Below are 23,597 nucleotides of genomic sequence, written 5' to 3'. Positions count from 1 at the left end.
TTTTGGTTCAAATTTAAATGTAGTGGTAGTGAAACTGATTTCGGAAGCGAACTAAGTTAAGATTTAAATGAGTTGTTTTATAGAGTCAAATATATTTATAGAACAACTCATTTTTTAGGCTGGTTAGTTTAATTGCTTGCGTTTAAAAAGGGTTTCCAAGTTTTTTCTATTAAAAGGTTTTTGATAGTTTCAAGAACTATTCTATTACCCTGCCCAATTTTCTCTATCCAGACTTCTGAATTGTATTGCCTCTGCCAAATGCTCAATGCGTATCTCTTCTGAATCTGCCAAATCGGCAATGGTACGAGATACTTTCAGAATTCTATCATAAGCTCTGGCCGATAGTCCTAAACGTTCCATCGCCTTTTTCAGAAGTGCTTTGCCACCCTCACCAATATCGCAAATCTCTTTTACCATTTCTGGTGGCATCATCGCATTTGAATGAATTTCTGGATAATTCTCAAAACGTTTTGTCTGTATTTCCCGGGCTTTTACTACTCTTTCTCTGATAGTGGCAGAAGATTCATTCTTACGGGTCGATGAAATCTGTTCAAAATTGACAGGTGTTACCTCTACGTGTAAATCAATTCTATCCAATAATGGCCCTGAAATTTTATTCAGATATTTACCCACTGCTCCGGGAGGGCATGAGCACGACTTTTCCGGGTGATTATAGTAGCCGCAGGGACAAGGATTCATGCTAGCCACTAACATGAAATTGGTCGGGAATTCAACCGCCTGTTTTGTTCTTGAAATGACTACTTTTCTTTCTTCTAAAGGTTGACGCATTACTTCCAGAACTGTTCTTTTAAATTCGGGCAATTCATCTAAAAACAAAACACCGTTATGCGCCAATGAGATTTCTCCAGGTTGTGGGAAACCACCCCCACCTACCAGCGCTGCATCAGATATGGTATGGTGCGGTGCTCTGAATGGCCTGCGAGCAATTAAAGAAGACTTTACACCCAATTTACCTGCCACTGAATGAATTTTGGTAGTTTCTAAGGCTTCATGCAATGTTAAAGGTGGTAGTATTGATGGCAGGCGCTTGGCAAGCATAGTTTTTCCAGCACCCGGCGGGCCGATCATAATCACATTGTGGCCACCTGCCGCAGCTATTTCCATTGCCCGCTTGATATTTTCCTGTCCTTGAACGTGTGAGAAATCTGCTTCATATTCATTGATAGCGCTATAAAAAATATCTCTGGTATCAGTTACTAGAGGTTCTATTTCTTTTTTACCTGTCAGAAAATCAATAGCTTCGGTCAGATTCTCTACTCCTATTACATCTAAATTATTCACAATAGATGCTTCCATTGCATTTTCGGCCGGAAGAATGAAACCTTTTAGCTTACTCCGACGAGCTTCTATGGCAATAGGTAAAACTCCTTTAATAGGTCTAAGCATACCATCTAGTGCCAGTTCACCTAAAATTACATATTCTTCTAAATTCTTGATAGGTTTGATATGCTCTCCGGCGGTAAGTATCCCTATAGCCATAGGCAAATCATAAGCTGAGCCCTCTTTTCTAATATCTGCAGGAGCTAAGTTAATGACTGTTTTTTGTCGGGAAATCTGGTAATTACAATATTTCAGAGCAGCATCTATTCTTTGTTGACTCTCTTTCACAGCTCCATCAGGTAACCCTACAATTGCCATTCCTACACCTTGCATTACACTTACTTCAACTGTTATCAAGGTGGCATTTACCCCATACACAGCAGCACCAAAGGTTTTTGATAACATAGTATCTCTTGTTTGTTCTTCTAAATTAAAATTGTATCAGTATTTTACAAAACTACAATATTTCTTCTAAATGTATTGAGCTAACTGAGTTCTAAAAAAAATCATAAAGTCCTTGCAAAATAAAATCTTAATATCTTATTTTGTAGTGTATTATTTAACTAGTACACTATATTGTCAATAATTAAATAAAATGTTCGCTGATTAACCGGATTCCAATTTAAATATCTCTTTTATGCTCACTATTCAGAACCTCAGCTTTGGCTATAACCGACAAAAACCGGTATTTAACAATCTTTCGCTGACACTCAAACAAGGAAACATTTATGGTTTACTAGGCCGTAATGGTGCAGGTAAATCATCTTTGCTGCGACTCATGGCAGGTTTACTATTCCCTAAAGGTGGCACCTGCCAATTTAATGGAATTGAAACCCGTACCCGAAATATAGCGATGCTTGAAAACTTGTATTTTCTACCTGAAGAATTTCACACGCCAGCCATTAGTATTGCTGAATTTTTGAATATCAACAGTCCATTTTATCCAAAATTCAGTCATGAACAATTTGATAATTATTTAAAGGAGTTTCAACTATCAAAATCTGATAAGCTCTCTAAGCTCTCATACGGACAAAAGAAGAAAGTCCTCATTGGCTTCGGGTTGGCAACCAATGTGCAATTTTTGCTATTAGATGAACCTACAAATGGCCTGGATATTCCTTCCAAAAGTCAGTTCCGTAAATTGATTGCTTCAAGCCTGTCAGAAGAACAAGCCATTATCATCTCTACACACCAGGTAAGAGACCTTGATGGGCTCATTGATAATATTATCATTCTGGAAGAAAGTGCCATTCTCTTACAACACTCAATTGAAGAAATTGGTGAACGGTTAAGTTTTAAATCTGTTTCAAATACTGAAAATGTACTTGGTGCTATCTACACCGAACAGACTCTTAAGGGCTTGATGGCGCTTATGCCTAATCTTAGCCATGAGCATACCAAAGTAGATTTAGAATTACTTTTCAATGCTGTTACGCATAAGAAAGAGTTATTACAGCAAATATTCAGTACTGACCTAATTGACAACTATCACGCTTAAACTTAAGACTATGATTCATTTCAGCACAAAAAGACTTTTTCTTCTGATAAAGAAAACCTGGATAGAAAACTATAGAATTTGGGCGATAGCACTAGGTGTGCTAGTAGCGGTATATATAGTCTTTCATTTTCTGACAACTGACCGGACTCACATTATTGCTTTTTACAATCGCCAGTTAATTTATAGTTTTGGGCTTATAGCTGCGGGGACTATTTTTGCCAATTTTATCTGGAGAGACTTTTCTACCAAGGGTCAAAGTATCAATTTTTTACTTCTACCCGCTACGCCATTTGAAAAATTAATAACTGCTATTTTTTATACATGCATTGTATTCCCCACGGTATATATTTCTGTATTCTTCATTCTAGATTTTTTCTATATCCAGGCTATCCAATCAATTGTCACCATAAAAATTGATGAATGGGATTTGCATCCATTAAGTTTCAAAGATCCATATTCTGTCGTTTTAAGAAATACTATATTCTTTTTGGTACTACAGCCTATCGCTTTAATGAGCAGTCTTTTATTTGAACGTTTTTCTTATATAAAAACAGCCTTACTACTTTTTATTCTATTATTTGTACTGACTTATCTATTTAATAATATCAGAGAGCGTATTCTTACAGATACAATTGGGGACAGAACGTTAAGCGGAGGCCTATTTAATCTTACCGAGATGGATGTTCAAGATGCTAGAAGAAATGTACCTGTTTATGACAATATCGTCGATACTATTAGACTTCCCTCTTCTCTCAGTTATATAATCAATTTGACTTTAACCGTAGGTACCGTTATATTTTTTACGTTTATTACTTTTTTGAAACTCAAAGAAAAAGAAGTTTAAGTTTATGGAATTCAGAAACAATCAGGCCATTTACCTGCAGATTGCCGAAATGGTTTGCGAAAATATATTGATAGATCGATGGCGAGAGTGTGAGAAAATTCCATCTGTCCGTGAGTTGGCTATCAGCCTTGAAGTCAATCCGAATACAGTGGCTCGTACTTACGAGTTTCTGACGCAAAAGGAAATCATTTTTACAAAACGCGGTATGGGATACTTTGTCATGGAAGATGGCAAAAGCAAGGCCTTAGCTTTCAGGAAAGAAGATTTTCTAAAAAATGACCTGCCACTTTTCTTCCAGAATATTGACCTGTTGAAAATTGATTTTGACGAATTACGAAATCAATTTGAGATTTTTAAGAAAGAGAAAACCGAAACCTTTTCCGCTGATACAACCTTATGAAAACAAGCAATAAACTTTTAATCGCCTTTTTAGGCTTTTTGATTCTGACAATGATCTTTACTGCTTTTCAGTTAAAAGCAGCATACAAAAAAATTAATCTGCATGACAAGTTCCGCAATTACGACCGAATAGCTTTAAACCCTGTAAAGTACCTGATTATAGAGGGCAGTACTAAAAATAAAGCGGATCTGGTCGATGAGTTTAATGTGGATTGTGTTCCTGGCAATGAAAGAACCATATTTTTACCAAGAAATCCTTTTTTCAGAGAGCATTTAACTTACAAGCAATCGGGCGATACGCTTAAGATTAGCAGTACGCTACCTTATCCTTATGGTTTGAATATTTTTCTTTCGGGAATAAACCCTGAGAAAATAGAGGCTAATGCCGCCAGAGTTCTATTAGATGGCCTTACGATAGATAGCCTACAAGTAAATCTTAAAAAAATTGCAGTAGTAACCATTTCTCGCACAAAAATAAAAGAGTGTACTATTAATACTACGGATAAATCATTCGTAAGATTTGCCAAAAACACTTCTGTCGGTAATCTGGATATGAATCTTCAGAAATTTTCAGGAATCGAATTAGGAGTAATGAAACTCAATAAGGCATCTTTACAAATGAGTTCCTCAGCCAGAATCACTGCTACCAAAGAGCATTTACTTCTATTACAAAAATCTGGTGGTCTGCAATAAAAAGAAGAAGCCGTTTCGAAATTATCTTTGAAACGGCTTCTTCTTTTTTATTTCTATTATCTTATTGCTCCCAACGCCAGTCTTTACCGATAATCAACTCATTTTTGAGGTTTTGTTTAATCAAAAACTCTTTGGTATCATTATCGTTCATTTTCTTTACAGGTAGTGCATCTGCATTAGCCAGAGCGTAAAGCATCATAGCCGTAAAACGTACGTTATTGTTGATTTGTTTTTTGTCTATCAAATCAAAGCGGTCGCAATTGGCATGATAACAGTTATACGCTTTTACAGGGAAACTGCCTGATGGCGAACACACCGGAACACCCTGAATCATGAATGGCTGGTGGTCTGAATGCAAGCCTGCCGAATTTGGATTGGTATTACTGAAAGTAGAATCTATATTCTTGATTTTCTTACCGATTTCATCAAAGAATGCACGTAATTCAGGACGACCCATCGCATTGAATCCTTTGGCATTGTTTACCATATCCAGATTCATCATTAACTGAATCTGATCTAATTTACCTTCTTCTTTATATTTTTTCACCAGAGCTTTAGAACCTAGCAAACCTTGTTCTTCACCCATAAACATCACGAATTCAATCGGGCGTTTAGGTTTCAGTTTTAATGACTGAAAAACTCTGGCTACGTCTAATACCGTAAAAGAGCCAATGCCATTGTCCATTGCTCCGGTAGCTAAATCCCATGAATCCAGGTGACCACCAATCACAATTTTATCATTGGCATATTTTTTAGAACTTCCTGGTAAGGTAGCTATTACGTTTCTGGCCTTGATAGGGCGGCTGAAATTCTGCATATCAATTACTGCCCAGATATTCTTTTCATCGTTCATCCATCTACGGATAGCTTTACCACTTTCAACCGATACACAAACCGCAGGAATAGGAATCAATGCCCCAGTCACCGAAGCGGTTCCGGTCAATAACACTCCCCCTTCTACTGCATTTGCAATAATTACACCCGTAGCACCATACTTAATAGCCAAGGCTGTTTTTTCAGAGCGGTGAAGGTTTTTCTTACCCTTATTTTCTGTTGCCTGAAGGTTAATATTAAATAAGGCAATCTTACCTTTTACCTGGTCTTTTACTTTCTCGAAATCTGCTTCTATCCCATCGCCACAATCAACAATAGGACCTTTGATGTGCGACGATACCGGCGAGTGTGCCAGTGCTACCACCTCTACATCGCGGAAATTATCACTTCCTTTAGGTACAATTGCCAGACTTACCGTATCTCTTGCCCATGATTCTACCTCAAACGGCATATACTTCACATCAGCATAGCCATATTCTTTTAGTAATTTGTAAGCAAAGTCTTCTGCTTTTTTCCCGTTCGGACTACCTGTCAGTCTATGGCCTATTGTAGAAGTAGCCTCTTCTAAAGTTTCATAGGCACGTCCACGGCTTAAGACATCATCATTAATCTTTGTGAATAATGCTTCTAATTCATCCGCCGGAGAAGTAAATGCCGAAAATAAGGCAATGCTAATGGTAAGCGTTAAAAATAAAATTCTCTTTCTCATCTACCTGTAATTTATGTTGTTGGGCCAATTCAGTTTAGGCGTGTAATATTAGTGTAAACATCGCTATTTTTTTTATTTTATACAAAAGGCCGTTTTATTTTCAGTTATAATCGTTTTCAAGAAGATATAAGTATCAGCATTTTTCTGTCTGAATACCTAGATTTTTAGAACAATTCTGGTAAAAAAGCACTTTCTTTGTTACGCTCTTCAATCAAACTCAAATTTTACCTAACAAAACCGCCTGGAGAAATTCTTAATTATTTCAACATGAGTAACACACAATTGATGAAACATGACGGTATTGCCACACCGACAGTTAAAATACAACCCAAAGAATTATCTATTCATGGACATACCAGAATTGATAATTACTATTGGCTTAATGAGAGAGAAAACCCGGAAGTAGTAGCTTATCTGAATGCAGAGAATGATTATTTAGACCAGGTAATGGCTCCTGTCAAACCTTTTGAAGAAAAGCTTTTTCATGAAATGAAGGGTCGCATTAAGGAGCAGGATGAGTCTGTGCCTGTAAAAGATGGCAATTATTATTACTACGTCAGATTCATTGAAGGTGGTGAATATCCTATTTATTGCCGGAAGAAAGTAGGGTCAGATGTACCTGAGGAGATTCTACTAGATGGAAACAAATTAGGCAAGAATAAAAAGTATTTCAATATTGGTGGTTATGAAGTAACAGACAATGAAGAAATAATGGCCTATGGTGTTGATACCGTAAGTCGCCGGAATTATACGGTTAGATTCAAAAACCTGCAAACAGGTAAATTATATAAAGAGCAGATAAAAAACACCGAAGGCGGCAATTATGCCTGGGCAAGTGATAACAAGACTTTCTTCTATATCTTAAGAGACCAGCAAACCCTTTTGGGTTATCAGGTATGGCGACATATTTTAGGCACTGATGTAAAAACCGATGAACTGGTCTACGAGGAAAAAGATAATCAGTTCTATATGGGGCTGGCCCGGATGAAATCTAAAAAATATATTGCCATCGGTTGTGACCATAACGGGGTTTCGACAGAATTCCGATTACTTGAGGCCTCAAAACCGATGGGTGAGTTTAAGGTGTTTTCTGAAAGAGAGCGAGGGCATGAGTATAGCATTGAACATTTTGAAGATAAATTTTATATCAATACCAATCGGGATAAAGCCATTAACTTCCAACTGATGGAAGTAAAAGAAAATCAGGTAGCAGATAAGACGCAATGGAAGCTGGTTATTCCTCATAGAAAAGAAGTACTTCTGGAATCTATTGAAGTTTTTAAAAATCATCTGGTTTTACAGGAAAGAAAAGAAGGTCTCATTCATCTAAGGGTTATTAATCAAACCACCAAAGAAGAACATTATGTAGATTTCGGCGAGCCTGCTTATGATGCATATATAGGAGCAAATCCAGAGTTCAATACCAATACTCTAAGATTTATTTATACTTCGCTTACTACGCCGGGCTCAACGTTTGATTATAATTTAGACACCCAGACCAAAGAGCTAAAAAAGGTACAGGCCGTAATTGGTGAATTTAATAAAAACAATTATGTGTCTGAAAGAGTTTTTGTTATTGCAAGGGATGGAGTAAAGATTCCGCTCTCAATAGTTTATAGAAAAGGCACACAACTTGACGGCAAAGCGCCACTGCTTCAGTATTCGTATGGTTCTTATGGGTACTCTACAGACGCCACTTTTAGCTCTGTTCGTTTAAGTCTGCTCGATAGAGGTTTTGTCTATGCTATTGCTCATATAAGAGGAGGTCAGGAGATGGGTCGTGAGTGGTACGACAATGGGAAGATGTTTAAGAAAATAAACACTTTTAATGATTTTATCGACTGCTCTGAATTTCTGATCGCCAATAAATATTGTAGCCCGAATAAATTATTTGCCATGGGTGGCAGTGCGGGAGGATTATTGATGGGAGCCATTACTAACATGAGGCCTGATTTATATAGAGGGATAGTAGCCTCTGTGCCATTCGTAGATGTAGTAACAACCATGTTAGATGAGAGTATTCCGCTGACAACAGGAGAATTTGAAGAGTGGGGAAATCCGAAAAACAAGGCCTCTTATGAGTATATGCTTTCGTATTCACCCTATGATAATGTTGAGAAAAAGGCATACCCTAATCTACTGGTAACCACTGGCTTACACGACTCTCAGGTGCAGTATTTTGAACCGGCCAAGTGGGTTGCCAGGTTACGTACGTCTAAAACCGATAGCAATTTATTATTGATGTATATAGATATGGAAGCAGGTCATGGCGGTGCGTCAGGGCGCTTTGCTTCCTTAAAATTAATTGCAAAAGAATACGCTTTTATTTTGGATTTAGCTGATATTTTGGGTTAAAACAATTATGTACTTTTATTGGTTTATATTTTTGGCTATTAAAAACACAAGATAAGGTTCCAATTTTACCGATTAATCATATTCGTAAAAAAAATGAGCCTTTTTTTTAGAAATTTATAACATTTTGTTTTTTCTTTGCCAAATATTCCGAACAGATTGTGACCCAAAATGCTTTATTTAGTCCAATTTTTACATTAGTTTTATTTGATATAACATAAAAATTCCCCAACATGAAGAAGGCAATACTATTATTTGCGGCGTTATTTACAATCTCGCTGGCGTCGCAAGCCCAAGACACCTGTAGAGTTTGTAAACCATATAAGTGGGAAGTTGGTCTCCTACTTGGCGCTAATCAATACTTCGGTGATATGCACTGTAGTAAAGCATATCTTTCAGAAAACCGCCCAATGTTCGGGGCATTTGTTCGTAGACACTTCGGTAACTATTTCGCATTAAGAGGTCAGGTAATGGTAGGTGCTTTAGCAGGAAATGATTTAGATCAACCTGATGGAAGATGGGATTACCGTCGTCTTAAATTTAAATCTCCATTAACAGAAGTAGCTTTATTAGGTGAATTATATCCGTTTGGGGAACGTTTTTATTATTGTGACGGAACTTTCAAGAAAACTATAAAACCTTATATTTATGGTGGTGTTGGTGGCGTATTCACTAACCCGACTTTTGAAGTTCAACCGGGTGGTGCTTTCCCTCCAATTCAAAGATTAATGGATGAGGATAGAGCTAATCTGAAAAAAGCAGCTTTCATGTTGCCGTTTGGTCTAGGTGTTAAATGGAACTTAGCAGAAAGATGGACACTTGGCTTAGAAGCTGGCTACCGTTATGTTTTCTCTGATTATCTGGATGGTACACATGCATCTACTACAAGTTTGGAAACCAATGTTCCTAAAAATGACGGTTATGCAGTAGTTAACTTATTAGGGTCTTATCGTTTCGGTGATAAAGATACTGATAAAGATGGCGTAGTTGACCGTTGCGATGCTTGTATTAACGAAAAAGGTTTACGTAAATTCCAGGGTTGTCCTGATACTGACGGTGACGGTATTCCTGATAAAGATGATGCTTGCCCGACTCAAGCCGGACCAATGGCATTACAAGGATGTCCTGATACTGACGGTGATGGTATTGCCGATAAAGATGATGCTTGTCCTACAGTAGTAGGTCCTGCTTCATTGAACGGTTGTCCTGATAAAGATAAAGATGGTGTAGCAGATAAAGATGATGCTTGTCCGGATGTTCCAGGTTTGAAAGCTTTGAAAGGTTGCCCTGATACAGATGGTGATGGTATCACTGATAAAGATGATGCTTGTCCAAACGAGCCTGGTCCTGCTTCATTGAATGGCTGTCCTGATTCAGATGGTGATGGTATCGCTGATAAAGATGATGCTTGTCCTAAAGTAGCTGGTGTGGCTTCTGCAAAAGGTTGTCCAGACCGCGATGGTGATGGTGTAGCTGACGATAAAGATAAATGTCCTGATCTACCAGGTTTACAAACAAACGATGGTTGTCCTGAAGGATATGTAAACGGTTTGGCTCCGGGTTATAGAACATTGAGCGGCTGTATGATTTCTAAAGCTGAATTAGACGAATTGAGCTTCGCAGCACAAGGCATCGAGTTCTACAATGGTACAAACAAATTGAAACCAAGTTCTTACAAAAAACTGGATCGCGTTTGTTCATTGTTGCAAAGATGTCCGGATAGCATCTTGAATATCGTAGCTTACAATGATGGTTCAAGTACTTCTGCTAACCTTCGTTCAGCTAAATTACGTTCATGCGCTATCTACGCTTATTTCTTGAAGAAAAAATGTATCAGCAAAGCACGTATGACTTATGAAGGAAAAGGTGACGAAGATCCATCAACTCCTTACATGACTCCAGACGGCAAAAAAGCTAATACCCGCGTAGAATTCCAATTGAAATAATCATCTGATTGAATTATATCAAAAGAGCAGAACCTCAAAGTTCTGCTCTTTTTTATTCTCCGTTTTTCTGGTATAATTTATGATTTATCTTCGCTGTAGGTGTTCAATGATATATAGATTATAGGACTTTTCCCCTAAAACTCTTTAATCGAATAAGCGATACTCTTAAGAAACTTTGCCATTAAATAAAAACAGGAGTAGCATTTTCGGGAAAAGTTGTAATTTTATGACTAAAAAATCATCACGCTTACGTTACATTAATTAATTTCTCACATTTATTTCATTAAGACAATGAAACTAAATCTAAAACATACGAGCGTCTATATTTGTCTGGGAACAATATTATTATTCGTCTCTTCTTGCACTGCTCAATTAGATATTATCAATCCTACCAGCAATTGCCTTGAAACTAAATATACTTTTTCAAGACAAGGAAGAGTTGAGCAATCATTCCTGAAACAGTATGATGCACAAGGAAGAATGTTGAATGAAACAAACAATTATTCAAGCCAGTTCTCAGGTAGCTACAAAGAAACATTTGTTTATGAGTATGATGCCAAGGGTAATAATACTAAGATTACTTATAGCCTCAACAATGTGGTGAAAAAAGTAACCAAGAGAGAATATAGTCTGCTGGGGAAGCTGACGCAGGAGGTTATTTCGGTCGATGGTGTTTCAAGTGCACTTCAAAAAACCTTGTTTACAGAATCAGGTTCAACGCAAATCTTTTATGATAAAGATGGAGTTACTGAGACCGTAAGAGAAATAACAGGGTTTGATCTGAATGGACAGATTATCACCAAAGAAGTAATAAGTGCGAATGGAGTTGTGGCTTTCTCGGATAAATATACCTATGCGCAATTAGGCAAAGTAAGTCGTTGGGTACACTATGATGCTGCCGATAAAATGACCACTATTACCAATTATGAATATGATCTCGCGGGGAATCTGACGAAAGAAACTACGACACGCAATGATGTATTGTTTGCTTCAACTGTAAATACTTATAGTGCCAAAGGAGTTTTAGAAAAGAAAACCCGCCTGAACGGTAGCAATCAGGTTGATTATTACTTTACCTACGAATATAATAGTAAAGGATTAATGGTGAAAGAGAACTATTTTTATAATAATGAGATTTTAAGTACAAGAAGTTTTGAGTATGATGCGAAGAGTAATAAAACAAAAGAATTATTCTCTGATGCCAAAGGTACAGCCACTACTCAGAAAGAGTGGGAATACCTTTGCAAATAAGCTCACGACTTGCACATTTTTTTTGACAGTTATTTAGAAAATCATCCAAAATGGTAAAAGAAGACATTGATCTGGTAGCAGAGATAGCACGATTGAAGAAAGAAAAAAACGCAGTTATTCTGGCTCACTATTATCAGGTAGCTGAAATTCAGGATATTGCTGATTATATTGGTGATAGTCTGGGTCTTTCTCAGCAAGCGGCTAAAACAGATGCCGATATGATTGTTTTTGCAGGAGTGCGCTTCATGGCTGAAACAGCCAAGATATTGTCTCCGCAAAAGAAAGTAGTATTGCCTGATATGAACGCGGGTTGCTCATTAGAAGAGTCTGCTCCTGCAGATGAATTTGCGGCTTTCAAAGCACAACATCCTGATCATATCGTTATTTCTTATGTTAACTGTTCGGCTGCACTGAAAACATTGACCGATGTGGTTTGTACGAGTAGCAATGCGGTGAAAATAGTGGAGAGCTTTCCGAAAGATCAGAAGATTATTTTTGCACCTGATAAAAACCTGGGTGGATATATTAATCGGGTAACAGGCCGTGATATGGTTTTGTGGGATGGTGCCTGTATGGTACACGAGACTTTCTCAGGCAAAATGATTCAGGACTTAAAAGATAAGCACCCTGATGCCAAAGTAGTAGCTCACCCTGAAAGCGAACAACCTGTTTTAAAATTAGCTGATTATATCGGCTCAACTACTGGTTTATTAAAGCACGTAATTGAAAGCAAGGATAAAGAGTTTATCGTAGCCACCGAGTCGGGCATTTTGCACCAGATGAGAAAAGCTGCACCAGATAAGAAATTCATTGTAGCGCCTACTTCTCGTAATGGTCATGCTTGCCAGGCTTGTTCTGATTGTCCGCACATGAAATTAAACACGATGGAGAAACTTTACTGGTGTTTAAGAGATGAAACGCCGGAAATCATTTTACCAATGGATGTAATCGAAGCAGCCAGAAAACCTATTGAAAGAATGCTTGAGCTTTCGGCCAAATTTGGTTTGTAATAGCTCAATTTTATAGATTCATAACAGAAGGTTCGCTCAACAGGCGAACCTTTTTTTTCTGAAAAACATTCTACGAATAAACCTCTTATACTATTGGCACTCTCCTACCCTCTTTACTCTCACGAATATTTCATGGCAAAGGCACTTGATTTGGCTATTCAATCGGGTGAAGCAGGAGAAATTCCTGTAGGTGCTATTGTAGTGGCCGGAGGTAGTAAGATTATCGGGAAAGGCACTAACCAGACTGAGCAGTTAAATGATGTGACAGCTCATGCCGAAATTATTGCCATTACGGCAGCCTCTCAATTTTTGGGTGGCAAGTATCTGAAAGACTGTACATTATATGTAACACTTGAGCCTTGTGTGATGTGTGCAGGTGCTTTACAATGGACACAAATTGACCGTATTGTGTATGGCGCATCTGACCCGAAGAGAGGGTTTGCAAGGGTTTCTCCAAATATTCTTCACCCCAAGACGACTATTGTCAAAGGCATTTTAGAAAAAGATTGCGAAATGATTGTGAAGAATTTTTTCAGGAATTTGCGAACATAATTTTTGCCGTTAGCGTTTAACTTTTAGGCTGTAATAAACGAACTATTATATTCAACATTTAAAACTTACTTTAGAATATGGCATACACACTCGATCCGCTCCCTTACGCAAGTGACGCACTGGAGCCTCATTTTGACAAGGCAACTATGGAAATTCACCATGACCGTCATCACCAAGCTTATGTAACCAATCTGAATAATGCGATTGCAGGTACAGAAATGGAGAGCTTATCATTGAAAGAATTATTAGCTAATATCAGCAAATATCCAGCACCTGTAAGAAACAACGGTGGCGGACATTTCAACCACGATTTATTCTGGAATATTCTTTCACCAAACGGAGGCGGAACTCCATCAAGTACTTTGGGCAAAGCGATTGATGATGCTTTCGGTTCATTTGATGCTTTCAAAGATGAGTTCAAAAAAGCGGCTATCAGTCGTTTCGGTTCAGGTTGGGCATGGTTAGCAGTAGACGACCAGGAGAAACTTTTCATTACTTCTACCCCTAATCAGGATAATCCATTGATGGATGTGGCTGATAAAAAAGGTATTCCGGTATTAGGATTAGACGTATGGGAACATGCTTATTACTTGAAATTCCAAAACAAACGCCCTGACTATATTGATACTTTCTGGAATGTAGTTGACTGGGATGCTGTACAAAAACGTTTCTCAAATGCTAAAAGAGTTATTCCAAACGAATAATTAATTTTTAGCCTGATTATATCAGAGAGATGTCCATCGGGCATCTCTTTTTTATTTTTAGACCATCATTCAAAATGATACGTTTATAAGTAGTTTAGGCGTTATATTCTTTTTTAAAGCAATCTTAACTACTTTTGTACAAAACTCCTTACTAGCTGTAAGAAGAGTATACCAAAATCATTTTTCAGGTTTGATATGTCATTCACTTTCAAAGATAAAACCATATTGATTACCGGTGGTACTGGCTCTTTAGGAAAGGCCCTTACCAAGCACATTTTAGCGAAGCACCCGGAAATAAAGAAATTAATCATTTTTTCCAGAGATGAGCAGAAGCAATTCGAAATGGCCCATGAGTATCCTGATAGCAAATACTCGCAAATGCGGTATTTTATTGGAGACGTGCGGGATTTCGAACGCTTGAAAAGAGCCTTAAAAGGGGTTGATTATGTGATTCATGCTGCGGCCATGAAACACGTTCCGATTGCAGAGTATAACCCCATGGAATGTGTAAAGACTAATGTATTAGGTGCCGAAAATGTGATTAATGCTTGTCTTGAAACAGATGTGGAGCGCGTAGTAGCTTTATCGACTGATAAAGCCTGTGCACCTATCAATTTGTATGGAGCAACTAAACTGGCCTCTGATAAACTATTTGTGGCTGCTAATAATATCAAAGGCTGGAATCCAATTCGGTTTTCGGTAGTAAGATACGGAAATGTAATGGGCTCAAATGGTTCTGTGATTCCTTTCTTTATGAAGAAAAAGAAAGAAGGCGTTATTCCGGTTACAGATCCTACCATGACCCGTTTCAATATCTCATTGCAAGGTGGTGTTGATATGGTGATGCACGCTTTAGAGCATGCGTGGGGCGGCGAAATTTTTATTCCTAAAATTCCTTCGTATCATATTCTTGATGTGGCTAAAGCCATTGCACCAGAAGCTGAAGTAAAAATTGTAGGTATCAGACCCGGCGAAAAGGTACATGAAGAAATGATTACAGAATCTGACTCGTTTCTGACTTATGATTTAGGTAAATATTATACCATTTTACCTTCGACACATAAGTGGAAAATCGAAGATTTCATGACTGAGTTTAATGCGACAAAAGTTCCCGTAGGTTTTAAGTATACCTCAAATCAGAATACAGACTGGGAAACTGTAGAAGATTTGAGAGCCCTCATTAAAGAACACGTAGATCCAAACTTTGAAGTTTAAACTCAGATGAATAGTATTCCATACGGCAAACAGCATATCACTGACGAAGATATAGCTGTAGTGATAGAGACGCTCAAGAGTCCTTTCCTGACCCAAGGCCCGAAGATAAAGGAGTTTGAAGACAATTTTGCCAGCTATATCGGAGCAAAATATGCCGTAGCCGTAGCAAACGGTACAGCTGCTTTGCATTTATGTACTTTGGCTTTGGGAGTAAAAGAAGGGGATAAAGTGATTACTACTCCCATAACTTTTGCTGCATCGGCCAATTGTGTTCGCTATTGTGATGGAGAAGTAGTCTTTGCGGATATTGAACCGGATACTTATTTATTGGACATTGATAAAGTCCGAGCATTATTAGAAAGTTCTCCTAAAGGCACCTATACCGGAATTATTCCTGTTGATTTTGCTGGTAGAGCCGCTAATCTGGAGGAGTTCAGAAAACTGGCAGATGAATATAATCTCTGGATTATTGAAGATGCCTGCCATGCACCCGGTGGTTATTTTGTAGATTCAAAAGGACAACAACAATGGTGTGGCAATGGCAAATTTGCAGACTTAGCCATTTTCTCTTTTCACCCGGTGAAACATATCGCAAGTGGTGAAGGTGGAATGATTACGACCAATGACGAAAAACTCTATCAAAGCCTCCTGCAATTAAGAACGCATGGCATTACGAAGCTAGAGAATCAATATATAAACAGTATCGAACTTGCTGGTGGGATTGATAAATATCCGGGTTGGTATATGGAAATGCAAAATCTGGGCTTCAACTACCGGATAACCGATTTTCAGGCAGCTTTAGGAAGTAGCCAACTCAAAAGAGCTGATGAAGGCTTAATCAGAAGAAGAGCAATTGCTGCCCGCTACAATCAGGCGTTCAAAAATACAGATGGCATCAAAGGCCAATCAGGAGACATAGAAGGGCACGCTTATCACTTATATGTCATAGAGGTTCAAAATAGACTAGGTCTTTACAATTACTTAAGAGAGCATAATATTTTTGCGCAAATCCATTATATTCCTACTCACCTGATGCCTTATTATCAACAATTAGGGTCAAAAGTAGGCGATCAACCGATGGCGGAAGAATATTATAGGCATTGCATCAGTTTACCTATGTATCCCACACTGACTGATGAAGAGCAAGCGTATGTAATTGAGACTATCACTAATTTTTTAAAATCTGAATAACGTTGGAAGAGAAAAAATATATCACTCCACAGGAAGAATTCTGGGCAGGAGAATTTGGTAATGACTACATCAACCGCAATCAAAGTGCTGAATATCTGGCTTCTAACCTCAATTTTTTTGTTAAAGCTTTAAATCAGGCCTCAAGACCCAAGTCATTGATTGAATTTGGTGCAAACATAGGCATGAATTTAAGAGCCATTAAAGCCTTATTTCCCAACATTCAATTAAGTGGTATAGAAATCAATGCGGAGGCAGCTAAAGAATTAACTGATGTGATAGGTGGCGACAATGTATTTCATGGCTCTATTTTTGATTATGATAGCACAGATAAATTTGAAGTAGCATTAATCAAGGGTGTATTAATTCACATCAACCCCGAAATGTTGCCTGTTATCTACCAGAAATTATATGAGGCTTCGAGCAAATATATTCTGGTTTGTGAATACTATAATCCTGCTCCGGTTACGATTAACTATAGAGGTCATAGCGACCGATTATTCAAGCGCGACTTTGCCGGAGAGATGTTAGAAAAATATCCTGACTTAAAGTTAATCGATTATGGCTTTGTCTATAAAAGAGACCCAGCTTTCCCTCAGGACGATATTACCTGGTTTTTAATGCAAAAAATCGGGTAATTCAACTATGAGCAAAATAGCTATCATTCCCGCACGTGGAGGCAGTAAAAGGATTCCCCGAAAAAACATTAAAGATTTTTGTGGTAGACCCATTCTTGCCTATTCTATTCAGGCGGCACTTGATAGCCAATTGTTTGATGAGGTAATGGTATCAACTGATGATGAAGAGATTGCTGCCATAAGTAAGCAATATGGTGCAAGTGTGCCTTTCTTTCGTTCGGCAGATAATGCAAACGACTACGCTACAACAGCATCTGTTTTGACTGAAGTATTAGATAGCTACACTAATTTGGGTAAAAAGTTTCAATACGGCTGTTGCATCTACCCTACTGCTCCGTTTGTTACAGCACAGAAATTGAAAGATGCTTATCAATTATTGGCTGATAAAAACTTTGATACTGTTTTGCCTATTCAACCTTTTTCGTTTCCTATTCAAAGGGCATTCTATAAAGAAGATGATAAAGTGAGGTGGGTAGAACCGAATCATGCACTGACCAGGTCACAGGATTTAACCAGGACCTTTCATGATGTAGGGCAATTTTATTTTTTTAATGTCGATACGTTTCTGAAAACCAAACAATTATTGACTGCCAATTCAGGAGGGATAGAGATAAGCGAACTAGAAGCACAGGATATTGACAACGAAACTGACTGGAAATTGGCCGAAATGAAATTTAGATTGATGAATTCATGAGAAAATACGCTATTTTAAACACACGGGTATTTAGTACTGGTAAATATTCTATTGTGCCACTACGCGATGAGGATAAGTACGATATTATGAAATGGCGCAATGAACAAATCTATCATTTACGTCAAAGCGAACCTCTTACCACCGAAAAACAGGAATGGTATTTCAGTAATGTAGTGGCAAATTTATTCGAACAGGAAAAACCAACACAAATACTTTTCTCTTACCTGGAAAATGATATTTGTATTGGCTATGGAGGATTGGTTCATATTAATTGGATTGATAAAAATGCCGAAATCTCATTCATTATCAACACTGCTCTCGAAAAAGATTTCTTTGAATTTCATTGGACAACCTATTTTAGTCTCATCGAAAAAGTTGCCTTTGAGGAGCTTAATTTGCATAAAATATATACGTACTCTTTTAATTTAAGACCTCACTTATATCCAGTTCTTCAAAAAAACAACTATCAACAAGAAGCCATGCTTCACAATCATTGCTTGTTTGAGGGTAAATTTGTGGATGTTTTCTTTCATTCAAAATTCAATCCGATTAATATCCGGAAAGCAGGAAAAGATGATTTGATGCTATATTTTGAATGGACGAACGATGAAGAAGTAAGGAAACAATCATTTAATAGTGAATCCATTGTCTTAGAAAATCACGAAAAATGGTTTCATAAGAAATTGGTTGATAAGCATTGTTTAATGCTTGTTTTTGAGGATAAGGAACAAACACCTATCGGACAAGTAAGATTTGAAAGCAACGAAGAGCAAAAAATCAGTGTTATAGGAGTATCAGTAGACAAAAACTTTAGAGGGCAAAAATTAGCTAACAAAATATTAGCCTTAGCCACTACTTACTTTTTTAAAGAACACCCTGATTATACAATCCAGGCCTTTATAAAAGTAAGTAATGAAGGTTCTATTAATGCTTTCAAAAAAGCAGGTTTTTCTTTTGAAAAGGAGTTAGACTATCAGGGGATAGCCTCAGTACTATATACAAAGAGTAATCAATGAAAATAGGAAATTATCAGATAGGCCAAAACCATAAGCCTTTTATTATAGCCGAAATGAGTGGCAACCATAATCACTCATTGGAAAGAGCTTTAAAAATTATTGAAACAGCTGCTAAATGTGGAGCAGATGCGCTCAAATTACAAACGTATACTGCTGATACGATAACTATTAATCAAAGAGGTGGCCTTTTTGATATAAAAGACGATACCTCTCTATGGAAAAACAGAAATCTTTATGAATTATATCAGGAAGCGCATACTCCTTGGGAATGGCATGAAGCCATGTTTAAATGCGCTGCTGATAATAATATTATCTGCTTTTCTACGCCATTTGACGATACAGCAGTAGATTTTCTGGAGAATCTGGGAGCACCTGCGCATAAAATCGCTTCTTTCGAAAATAACCATTTCCCTCTATTAAAGAAAGTTGCCAGAACCGGCAAACCAGTCATCATGTCAACTGGCGCAAGCACATTGGCTAATTTAGATGAAGCTGTCAATGTTTTAAAAGAGAATGGATGTAAAGATTTAGTATTACTGAAATGTACCAGCAATTATCCGGCAAACCCTGAGAATTCAAACGTACGTACAATTCCGCATATGCGTGAATTATTTCAATGTGAAATTGGCCTGAGCGACCATACCATGGGGATTGGTGTGCCATGTGCCGCGGTAACCTTGGGAGCAACTGTAATTGAGAAACATTTTTGTTTGAGTCGAGCAGAAGGAGGCGTAGATTCAGCCTTTTCTTTGGAGCCTGATGAACTTAAATCATTAGTAGTTGAGACGGAACGTGCCTGGCAATCTTTAGGACAAGTTCAATATGGTGTACAGGAATCCGAAAGAAAGAGTCTTTTGTTTAAACGTTCTATTTATGTAGTGAAAGAAATAAAGGCTGGTGAATTATTTACAGAAGAGAATATAAGAGTGATACGTCCGGGAGATGGTATGCCACCTAAGTATTATGAAGGCTTATTGGGAAAAGCGGCAAGTAAAGATTTTAAAGCCGGAACACCCTTAAATCTTTGAATTATTTAAGTGATAACAGTAAATATGCTAAGAAAAAGGAGATGATTGAAAACATCTCCTTTTTCTTTATTTTTCGGTTATTAGAATAATACAATTTGCCGATAGATAAAGATTTTGTAAATTTTCTCCATATTTGTATTAACATTCACATTAAATGATATAACTTGCATAAAAAAACCACGATTTTTATTGAAATGCTTTTTACGTGAAGAGTGTAGTTTAGTCGCAAACTCTTAGACTTAGGTCGATTTTTTCATATTAGCGGTTAAAATATCTTTTACTTCGTTTTTCTATTTAATCTAATGAAAGGAATTATTCTTGCTGGAGGCTCTGGTACACGTCTGCACCCACTCACCCTTGCAGTTAGCAAACAATTAATGCCTGTGTATGATAAACCTATGATTTATTATCCACTGTCTATCCTGATGTTAGCAGGTATCAGAGAAATTTTAATTATCTCTACCCCTCATGATTTACCGCATTTCAAAAAATTATTAGGTGATGGTAGTAGAATAGGATGTCAGTTCAGTTATGCCGAACAACCTAGTCCGGATGGTTTAGCTCAAGCTTTTATTATAGGTGCAGATTTTATTGGAAAGGATAGCGTAGCATTAGTTTTAGGAGATAATATTTTTTATGGTAGCGGATTAAGTAAACTACTTCAGAGTAGTACAAACCCTGATGGCGGTACTGTATTTGCTTATCAGGTTCATGATCCTGAAAGATATGGCGTAGTTGAATTTGATGAAAATAAGAAAGTCATATCAATTGAAGAGAAACCTTCAAAACCTAAATCTAACTTTGCCGTTCCGGGCTTATATTTCTATGATAATGATGTAGTAGAAATTGCCAAAAACATTAAGCCTTCTCCTCGTGGTGAATTAGAAATAACCGATATTAACCGACAATATCTTGAAAATGGCAAATTAAGTGTAGGAATCATGAATAGAGGTACAGCCTGGTTAGATACAGGTACTTTCGCTTCATTGATGCAGGCAGCTCAGTTTGTACAGGTTATTGAAGAACGCCAAGGGCTTAAAATAGGATGTATTGAAGAAGTGGCTTATAGAATGGGCTTTATTGATGCCCCACAATTAAGAAAAATTGCTGAGCCATTAGTAAAAAGTGGTTATGGTCAGTATTTATTAAACCTTAATTTAGAATAGTATACTATTCCTGGATGCCTAGCATTTATGATTTGCCTCTTTCATCGTATTTAACTAGATTTGCAGTGTTTGTTCATAAAGTGTGTTTTTAAAATTAAGTCATGACCTACTCTAAAGTTTTCTATAAAGTTCTATTTCTATTAGTATTCAGTGTATTTGAAGTAGCTTATTCACAAACGCCAACTCCCCCCGCTAATGTTGATAACCTGACTGATAAGCAAATTGAGGCTTTTCTAAAGGAAGCTGAGTCAAGAGGGCTTAGTGAAGCTCAAATTGAAGCGGCTGCTTTGGTGAATGGATATTCTCCACAGGATATTGCGAAGGTAAGGGAAAGAATTAATCGTTTAAAAACCGGAACTACAGAGGTAAAAACTAACGCCCCAGGTACTGGAACAAATACAGCTAAACCAGATAACGTTACACGTGAACAGATTGGTGAAGTAGCTGAAAGAACTTCGGTAGCTGTATCTGATAAACAAGAAGTTGGCAAAAAACTAGAGACATTTGGTAGTCAGTTGTTCAATAACAAAAGTCTTACTTTTGAACCTAATCTTAGGCTCCCAACGCCCAAAGGATATATTTTAGGCCCTGACGATGAACTTAAAATAGATATCACTGGCTATGCTTATCAACATTATGATACTAAGGTTTCACCAGAGGGTACTATAAAAATTGAGAACCTTGCCCCTATTTATGTAAATGGGAATACTATTGAGCAGGCAAAAACAAAAATTATTGAGCGATTGAAAACTCTTTTTGCAGGCTTGAGAAATGGAACATTAAATGCTGACATTACACTTGGTAACGTCAGAAGTATAAAAGTTACCATAGTTGGTGAAGTCAATAACCCTGGTACCTATACAGTTTCTTCTTTAGCATCTGCTTTTAATGCACTCTATTTATCAGGAGGGCCAAACAACAATGGTTCGTTCCGTAATATTCAGATTTTCCGTAATAATACCTTAATCAAAAAAATAGATGTTTATGATTTTCTTCTGAAAGGAACACTTGAGGATAACATAAATCTTTTTGATCAGGATGTAATATTAGTTCCACTTTTTCAGAAGAAAGTAAAAATAGAAGGAGAAGTAAAAAGAAGTGGCATATTTGAATTAAACGAGGGTGATAATTTTAAAGCGCTATTGAACTATGCCGGAGGCTATACAGAACAAGCCTATACTTCTACTATTAATGTAAAAAGAAATACAAAAACAGAGAAGAAATTATTCACTTTTGACCCTCTGACAAACGCTGAATTCATAACACAAAATGGAGATCAATTTTATATTGGTACTATATTGGATCGTTTTGAAAATAAAGTAGAAGTACTTGGAGCGGTATTCAGACCAGGTGAGTTTGCTTTAGGAGATAAAATTAAAACAGTTAAGCAATTAATCGAAAGTGCAGAAGGGTTAAGAGAAGATGCCTATGCAAACAGGGCGATTTTAGTAAGAGAGCAAGATAACCTTGACCCAATGTATATGCCCATTGATTTAGGAAAATTGCTAAAAGGCGAAATTCCTGATATCGAGTTAAAGAGGCAAGATCAATTATTGATAAAATCAATAGTAGAAATCAGACAAGAGAGAAAAGTTAATATTGAAGGAGCTGTTAATAATCCAGGCAGCTATGCTTATGCTGAAAATATGTCAATAAGAGATGTTATTCTATTAGCCGGTGGTTTCAATGATGGAGCAGCTTCTAAAAGAATTGAAGTCGCCCGAAGACAATACAATGATGATTCCAATGAAAAGCCTGTAATAATTATTCCAATTAATATATCAAAAGATTTAAACCCGGCTGAGGGAGGTATTAAATTAATGCCTTTTGATAGGATATTTGTTCGTAATCTTCCAAATTATGAAGTACAACAAACGGTTAGTATTCAAGGTGAGGTAAACTATCCAGGAGCATACACTATTGAGAGTAAAAGCGAAAGACTAAGTGATCTTATTGATAGAGCTGGTGGGCTTCGTTCAGAGGCTTATATTAACGGTGCCCGATTGTATAGAAATGATAAACTCATATTTGTAGATTTTGATAAAGCTTTAAAAAATAAAAAAACGGCGTCTAATCTATTACTTGAAAGTGGAGATAGAGTAGAAATACCTAAAGAAAGACAGACAGTTTCAGTTGGTGGTCAGGTACTAAACCCTACAAGAGTTGCGTATCAGCCGAGTTTTTCTTTTGGAGATTACATTGCTCAAGCCGGTGGATTTACAGATAGCGCGTTTGTAAAGAAAACCTATGTTCAATATGCAAATGGCAGTACAGATAGAACACGCAGTTTTTTTGGAATAAAGGTATATCCGAAGGTGCAACAAGGTATGGCTATCTATGTTCCTACCAGAAACAGAATGCGTATGTCACCAGCTGAAAGAATAGCCATTGGGACAGGCTTTGTTTCTCTATCTGCAGTATTATTGACGCTTATCAGGCTTCTATAAATGTTTAGCTGAAGAATTGTTTTTTAAAACTTCACATCACTTAGATCAGCCAGAAGATTAAACTAGGTCAGA

The 23,597-nt window shown here is 37.2% G+C and carries 19 protein-coding genes and 1 pseudogene; 18 read left to right on the top strand and 2 right to left on the bottom strand.

From position 1 onward, the window contains the following. Positions 1–204: 204 nt before the first annotated feature. Positions 205–1,764 (bottom strand): annotated as a pseudogene (locus ACYVFA_RS07605) (YifB family Mg chelatase-like AAA ATPase); the annotation flags it as partial. A 214-nt stretch (positions 1,765–1,978) separates the two neighbouring features. Between ACYVFA_RS07605 and ACYVFA_RS07600 the strand changes: the two are divergent. The 4 genes from ACYVFA_RS07600 to ACYVFA_RS07585 are packed head-to-tail and all read left to right on the top strand — an operon-like array spanning position 1,979 to position 4,775. After that, positions 1,979–2,839: an ABC transporter ATP-binding protein gene (locus tag ACYVFA_RS07600; protein ID WP_460471214.1), complete on the top strand. Its 861-nt coding sequence runs from the start codon at positions 1,979–1,981 to the stop codon at positions 2,837–2,839. A 10-nt stretch (positions 2,840–2,849) separates the two neighbouring features. After that, positions 2,850–3,683, top strand: coding sequence for a hypothetical protein (locus ACYVFA_RS07595; RefSeq protein ID WP_460471213.1), 834 nt, complete (start codon positions 2,850–2,852; stop codon positions 3,681–3,683). A 4-nt stretch (positions 3,684–3,687) separates the two neighbouring features. Further along, positions 3,688–4,083 (top strand): GntR family transcriptional regulator, encoded by a 396-nt coding sequence (locus tag ACYVFA_RS07590; protein WP_460471212.1) that lies wholly within the window; start codon positions 3,688–3,690, stop codon positions 4,081–4,083. Beyond that, positions 4,080–4,775 carry a hypothetical protein gene (locus tag ACYVFA_RS07585; RefSeq protein WP_460471211.1) on the top strand — a complete coding sequence of 232 codons (696 nt, stop codon included), beginning with the start codon at positions 4,080–4,082 and terminating at the stop codon, positions 4,773–4,775. The genes ACYVFA_RS07590 and ACYVFA_RS07585 overlap by 4 nt, the downstream gene beginning before the upstream one ends. A gap of 61 nt (positions 4,776–4,836) precedes the next feature. On the opposite strand, the gene ACYVFA_RS07580 is transcribed toward ACYVFA_RS07585, so the two are convergent. Beyond that, positions 4,837–6,318 carry a zinc-binding metallopeptidase family protein gene (locus ACYVFA_RS07580; protein WP_460471210.1) on the bottom strand — a complete coding sequence of 494 codons (1,482 nt, stop codon included), beginning with the start codon at positions 6,316–6,318 and terminating at the stop codon, positions 4,837–4,839. 267 nt (positions 6,319–6,585) lie between these two features. On the opposite strand from ACYVFA_RS07580, the gene ACYVFA_RS07575 reads away from it, so the two are divergent. The 14 genes from ACYVFA_RS07575 to ACYVFA_RS07510 all read left to right on the top strand — a co-directional run bounded on the left by ACYVFA_RS07575 (position 6,586) and on the right by ACYVFA_RS07510 (position 23,525). Further along, positions 6,586–8,673, top strand: a complete 2,088-nt coding sequence (locus tag ACYVFA_RS07575) for a S9 family peptidase (RefSeq protein ID WP_460471209.1) — start codon at positions 6,586–6,588, stop codon at positions 8,671–8,673. Positions 8,674–8,903: 230 nt separating this feature from the next. Beyond that, positions 8,904–10,616, top strand: coding sequence for a type IX secretion system protein PorG (porG, locus tag ACYVFA_RS07570; protein ID WP_460471208.1), 1,713 nt, complete (start codon positions 8,904–8,906; stop codon positions 10,614–10,616). 291 nt (positions 10,617–10,907) lie between these two features. Next, positions 10,908–11,867 (top strand): hypothetical protein, encoded by a 960-nt coding sequence (locus ACYVFA_RS07565; protein ID WP_460471207.1) that lies wholly within the window; start codon positions 10,908–10,910, stop codon positions 11,865–11,867. A gap of 50 nt (positions 11,868–11,917) precedes the next feature. Further along, positions 11,918–12,877, top strand: coding sequence for a quinolinate synthase NadA (nadA, locus tag ACYVFA_RS07560; RefSeq protein WP_460471206.1), 960 nt, complete (start codon positions 11,918–11,920; stop codon positions 12,875–12,877). Positions 12,878–12,964: 87 nt separating this feature from the next. After that, complete coding sequence (locus tag ACYVFA_RS07555) at positions 12,965–13,429, top strand: nucleoside deaminase (RefSeq protein ID WP_460471317.1); 465 nt, start codon at positions 12,965–12,967, stop codon at positions 13,427–13,429. Between the two features lie 77 nt (positions 13,430–13,506). After that, complete coding sequence (locus tag ACYVFA_RS07550; RefSeq protein ID WP_460471205.1) at positions 13,507–14,133, top strand: superoxide dismutase; 627 nt, start codon at positions 13,507–13,509, stop codon at positions 14,131–14,133. A 195-nt stretch (positions 14,134–14,328) separates the two neighbouring features. Continuing rightward, the gene (pseB, locus tag ACYVFA_RS07545) at positions 14,329–15,348 is read left to right on the top strand and encodes a UDP-N-acetylglucosamine 4,6-dehydratase (inverting) (RefSeq protein ID WP_460471204.1); all 1,020 of its coding nucleotides are present in this window, start codon (positions 14,329–14,331) and stop codon (positions 15,346–15,348) included. 6 nt (positions 15,349–15,354) lie between these two features. Then, positions 15,355–16,539: a DegT/DnrJ/EryC1/StrS family aminotransferase gene (pseC, locus tag ACYVFA_RS07540; RefSeq protein ID WP_460471203.1), complete on the top strand. Its 1,185-nt coding sequence runs from the start codon at positions 15,355–15,357 to the stop codon at positions 16,537–16,539. Between the two features lie 2 nt (positions 16,540–16,541). Continuing rightward, positions 16,542–17,174, top strand: a complete 633-nt coding sequence (locus ACYVFA_RS07535) for a class I SAM-dependent methyltransferase (protein WP_460471202.1) — start codon at positions 16,542–16,544, stop codon at positions 17,172–17,174. Between the two features lie 7 nt (positions 17,175–17,181). Beyond that, on the top strand, positions 17,182–17,868 hold the full coding sequence (pseF, locus tag ACYVFA_RS07530; RefSeq protein WP_460471201.1) for a glycosyltransferase family protein: 687 nt from the start codon (positions 17,182–17,184) through the stop codon (positions 17,866–17,868). Then, positions 17,865–18,884, top strand: coding sequence for a GNAT family N-acetyltransferase (locus ACYVFA_RS07525; protein ID WP_460471200.1), 1,020 nt, complete (start codon positions 17,865–17,867; stop codon positions 18,882–18,884). The genes pseF and ACYVFA_RS07525 overlap by 4 nt, the downstream gene beginning before the upstream one ends. After that, entirely contained in the window at positions 18,881–19,912 is a 1,032-nt protein-coding gene (gene pseI, locus ACYVFA_RS07520; protein ID WP_460471199.1) for a pseudaminic acid synthase, read from the top strand. Before ACYVFA_RS07525 ends, pseI begins: the two co-directional genes overlap by 4 nt. Positions 19,913–20,214: 302 nt before the next feature. Continuing rightward, the gene (rfbA, locus tag ACYVFA_RS07515) at positions 20,215–21,078 is read left to right on the top strand and encodes a sugar nucleotidyltransferase (RefSeq protein WP_460471198.1); all 864 of its coding nucleotides are present in this window, start codon (positions 20,215–20,217) and stop codon (positions 21,076–21,078) included. A 101-nt stretch (positions 21,079–21,179) separates the two neighbouring features. Beyond that, positions 21,180–23,525: an SLBB domain-containing protein gene (locus ACYVFA_RS07510; RefSeq protein WP_460471197.1), complete on the top strand. Its 2,346-nt coding sequence runs from the start codon at positions 21,180–21,182 to the stop codon at positions 23,523–23,525. Positions 23,526–23,597 lie beyond the last annotated feature (72 nt).

This window comes from Emticicia fontis (assembly GCF_054779675.1).
This window is presented reverse-complemented; position numbering and strand designations above follow the sequence as displayed.

Coding starts and splice junctions, on each gene's coding strand:
- ACYVFA_RS07600 (WP_460471214.1), top strand. CDS start 1,979: ATGCTCACTATTCAGAACCTCAGCTTTGGCTATAACCGACAAAAACCG.
- ACYVFA_RS07595 (WP_460471213.1), top strand. CDS start 2,850: ATGATTCATTTCAGCACAAAAAGACTTTTTCTTCTGATAAAGAAAACC.
- ACYVFA_RS07590 (WP_460471212.1), top strand. CDS start 3,688: ATGGAATTCAGAAACAATCAGGCCATTTACCTGCAGATTGCCGAAATG.
- ACYVFA_RS07585 (WP_460471211.1), top strand. CDS start 4,080: ATGAAAACAAGCAATAAACTTTTAATCGCCTTTTTAGGCTTTTTGATT.
- ACYVFA_RS07580 (WP_460471210.1), bottom strand. CDS start 6,318: ATGAGAAAGAGAATTTTATTTTTAACGCTTACCATTAGCATTGCCTTA.
- ACYVFA_RS07575 (WP_460471209.1), top strand. CDS start 6,586: ATGAGTAACACACAATTGATGAAACATGACGGTATTGCCACACCGACA.
- porG (WP_460471208.1), top strand. CDS start 8,904: ATGAAGAAGGCAATACTATTATTTGCGGCGTTATTTACAATCTCGCTG.
- ACYVFA_RS07565 (WP_460471207.1), top strand. CDS start 10,908: ATGAAACTAAATCTAAAACATACGAGCGTCTATATTTGTCTGGGAACA.
- nadA (WP_460471206.1), top strand. CDS start 11,918: ATGGTAAAAGAAGACATTGATCTGGTAGCAGAGATAGCACGATTGAAG.
- ACYVFA_RS07550 (WP_460471205.1), top strand. CDS start 13,507: ATGGCATACACACTCGATCCGCTCCCTTACGCAAGTGACGCACTGGAG.
- pseB (WP_460471204.1), top strand. CDS start 14,329: ATGTCATTCACTTTCAAAGATAAAACCATATTGATTACCGGTGGTACT.
- pseC (WP_460471203.1), top strand. CDS start 15,355: ATGAATAGTATTCCATACGGCAAACAGCATATCACTGACGAAGATATA.
- pseF (WP_460471201.1), top strand. CDS start 17,182: ATGAGCAAAATAGCTATCATTCCCGCACGTGGAGGCAGTAAAAGGATT.
- ACYVFA_RS07525 (WP_460471200.1), top strand. CDS start 17,865: ATGAGAAAATACGCTATTTTAAACACACGGGTATTTAGTACTGGTAAA.
- pseI (WP_460471199.1), top strand. CDS start 18,881: ATGAAAATAGGAAATTATCAGATAGGCCAAAACCATAAGCCTTTTATT.
- rfbA (WP_460471198.1), top strand. CDS start 20,215: ATGAAAGGAATTATTCTTGCTGGAGGCTCTGGTACACGTCTGCACCCA.
- ACYVFA_RS07510 (WP_460471197.1), top strand. CDS start 21,180: ATGACCTACTCTAAAGTTTTCTATAAAGTTCTATTTCTATTAGTATTC.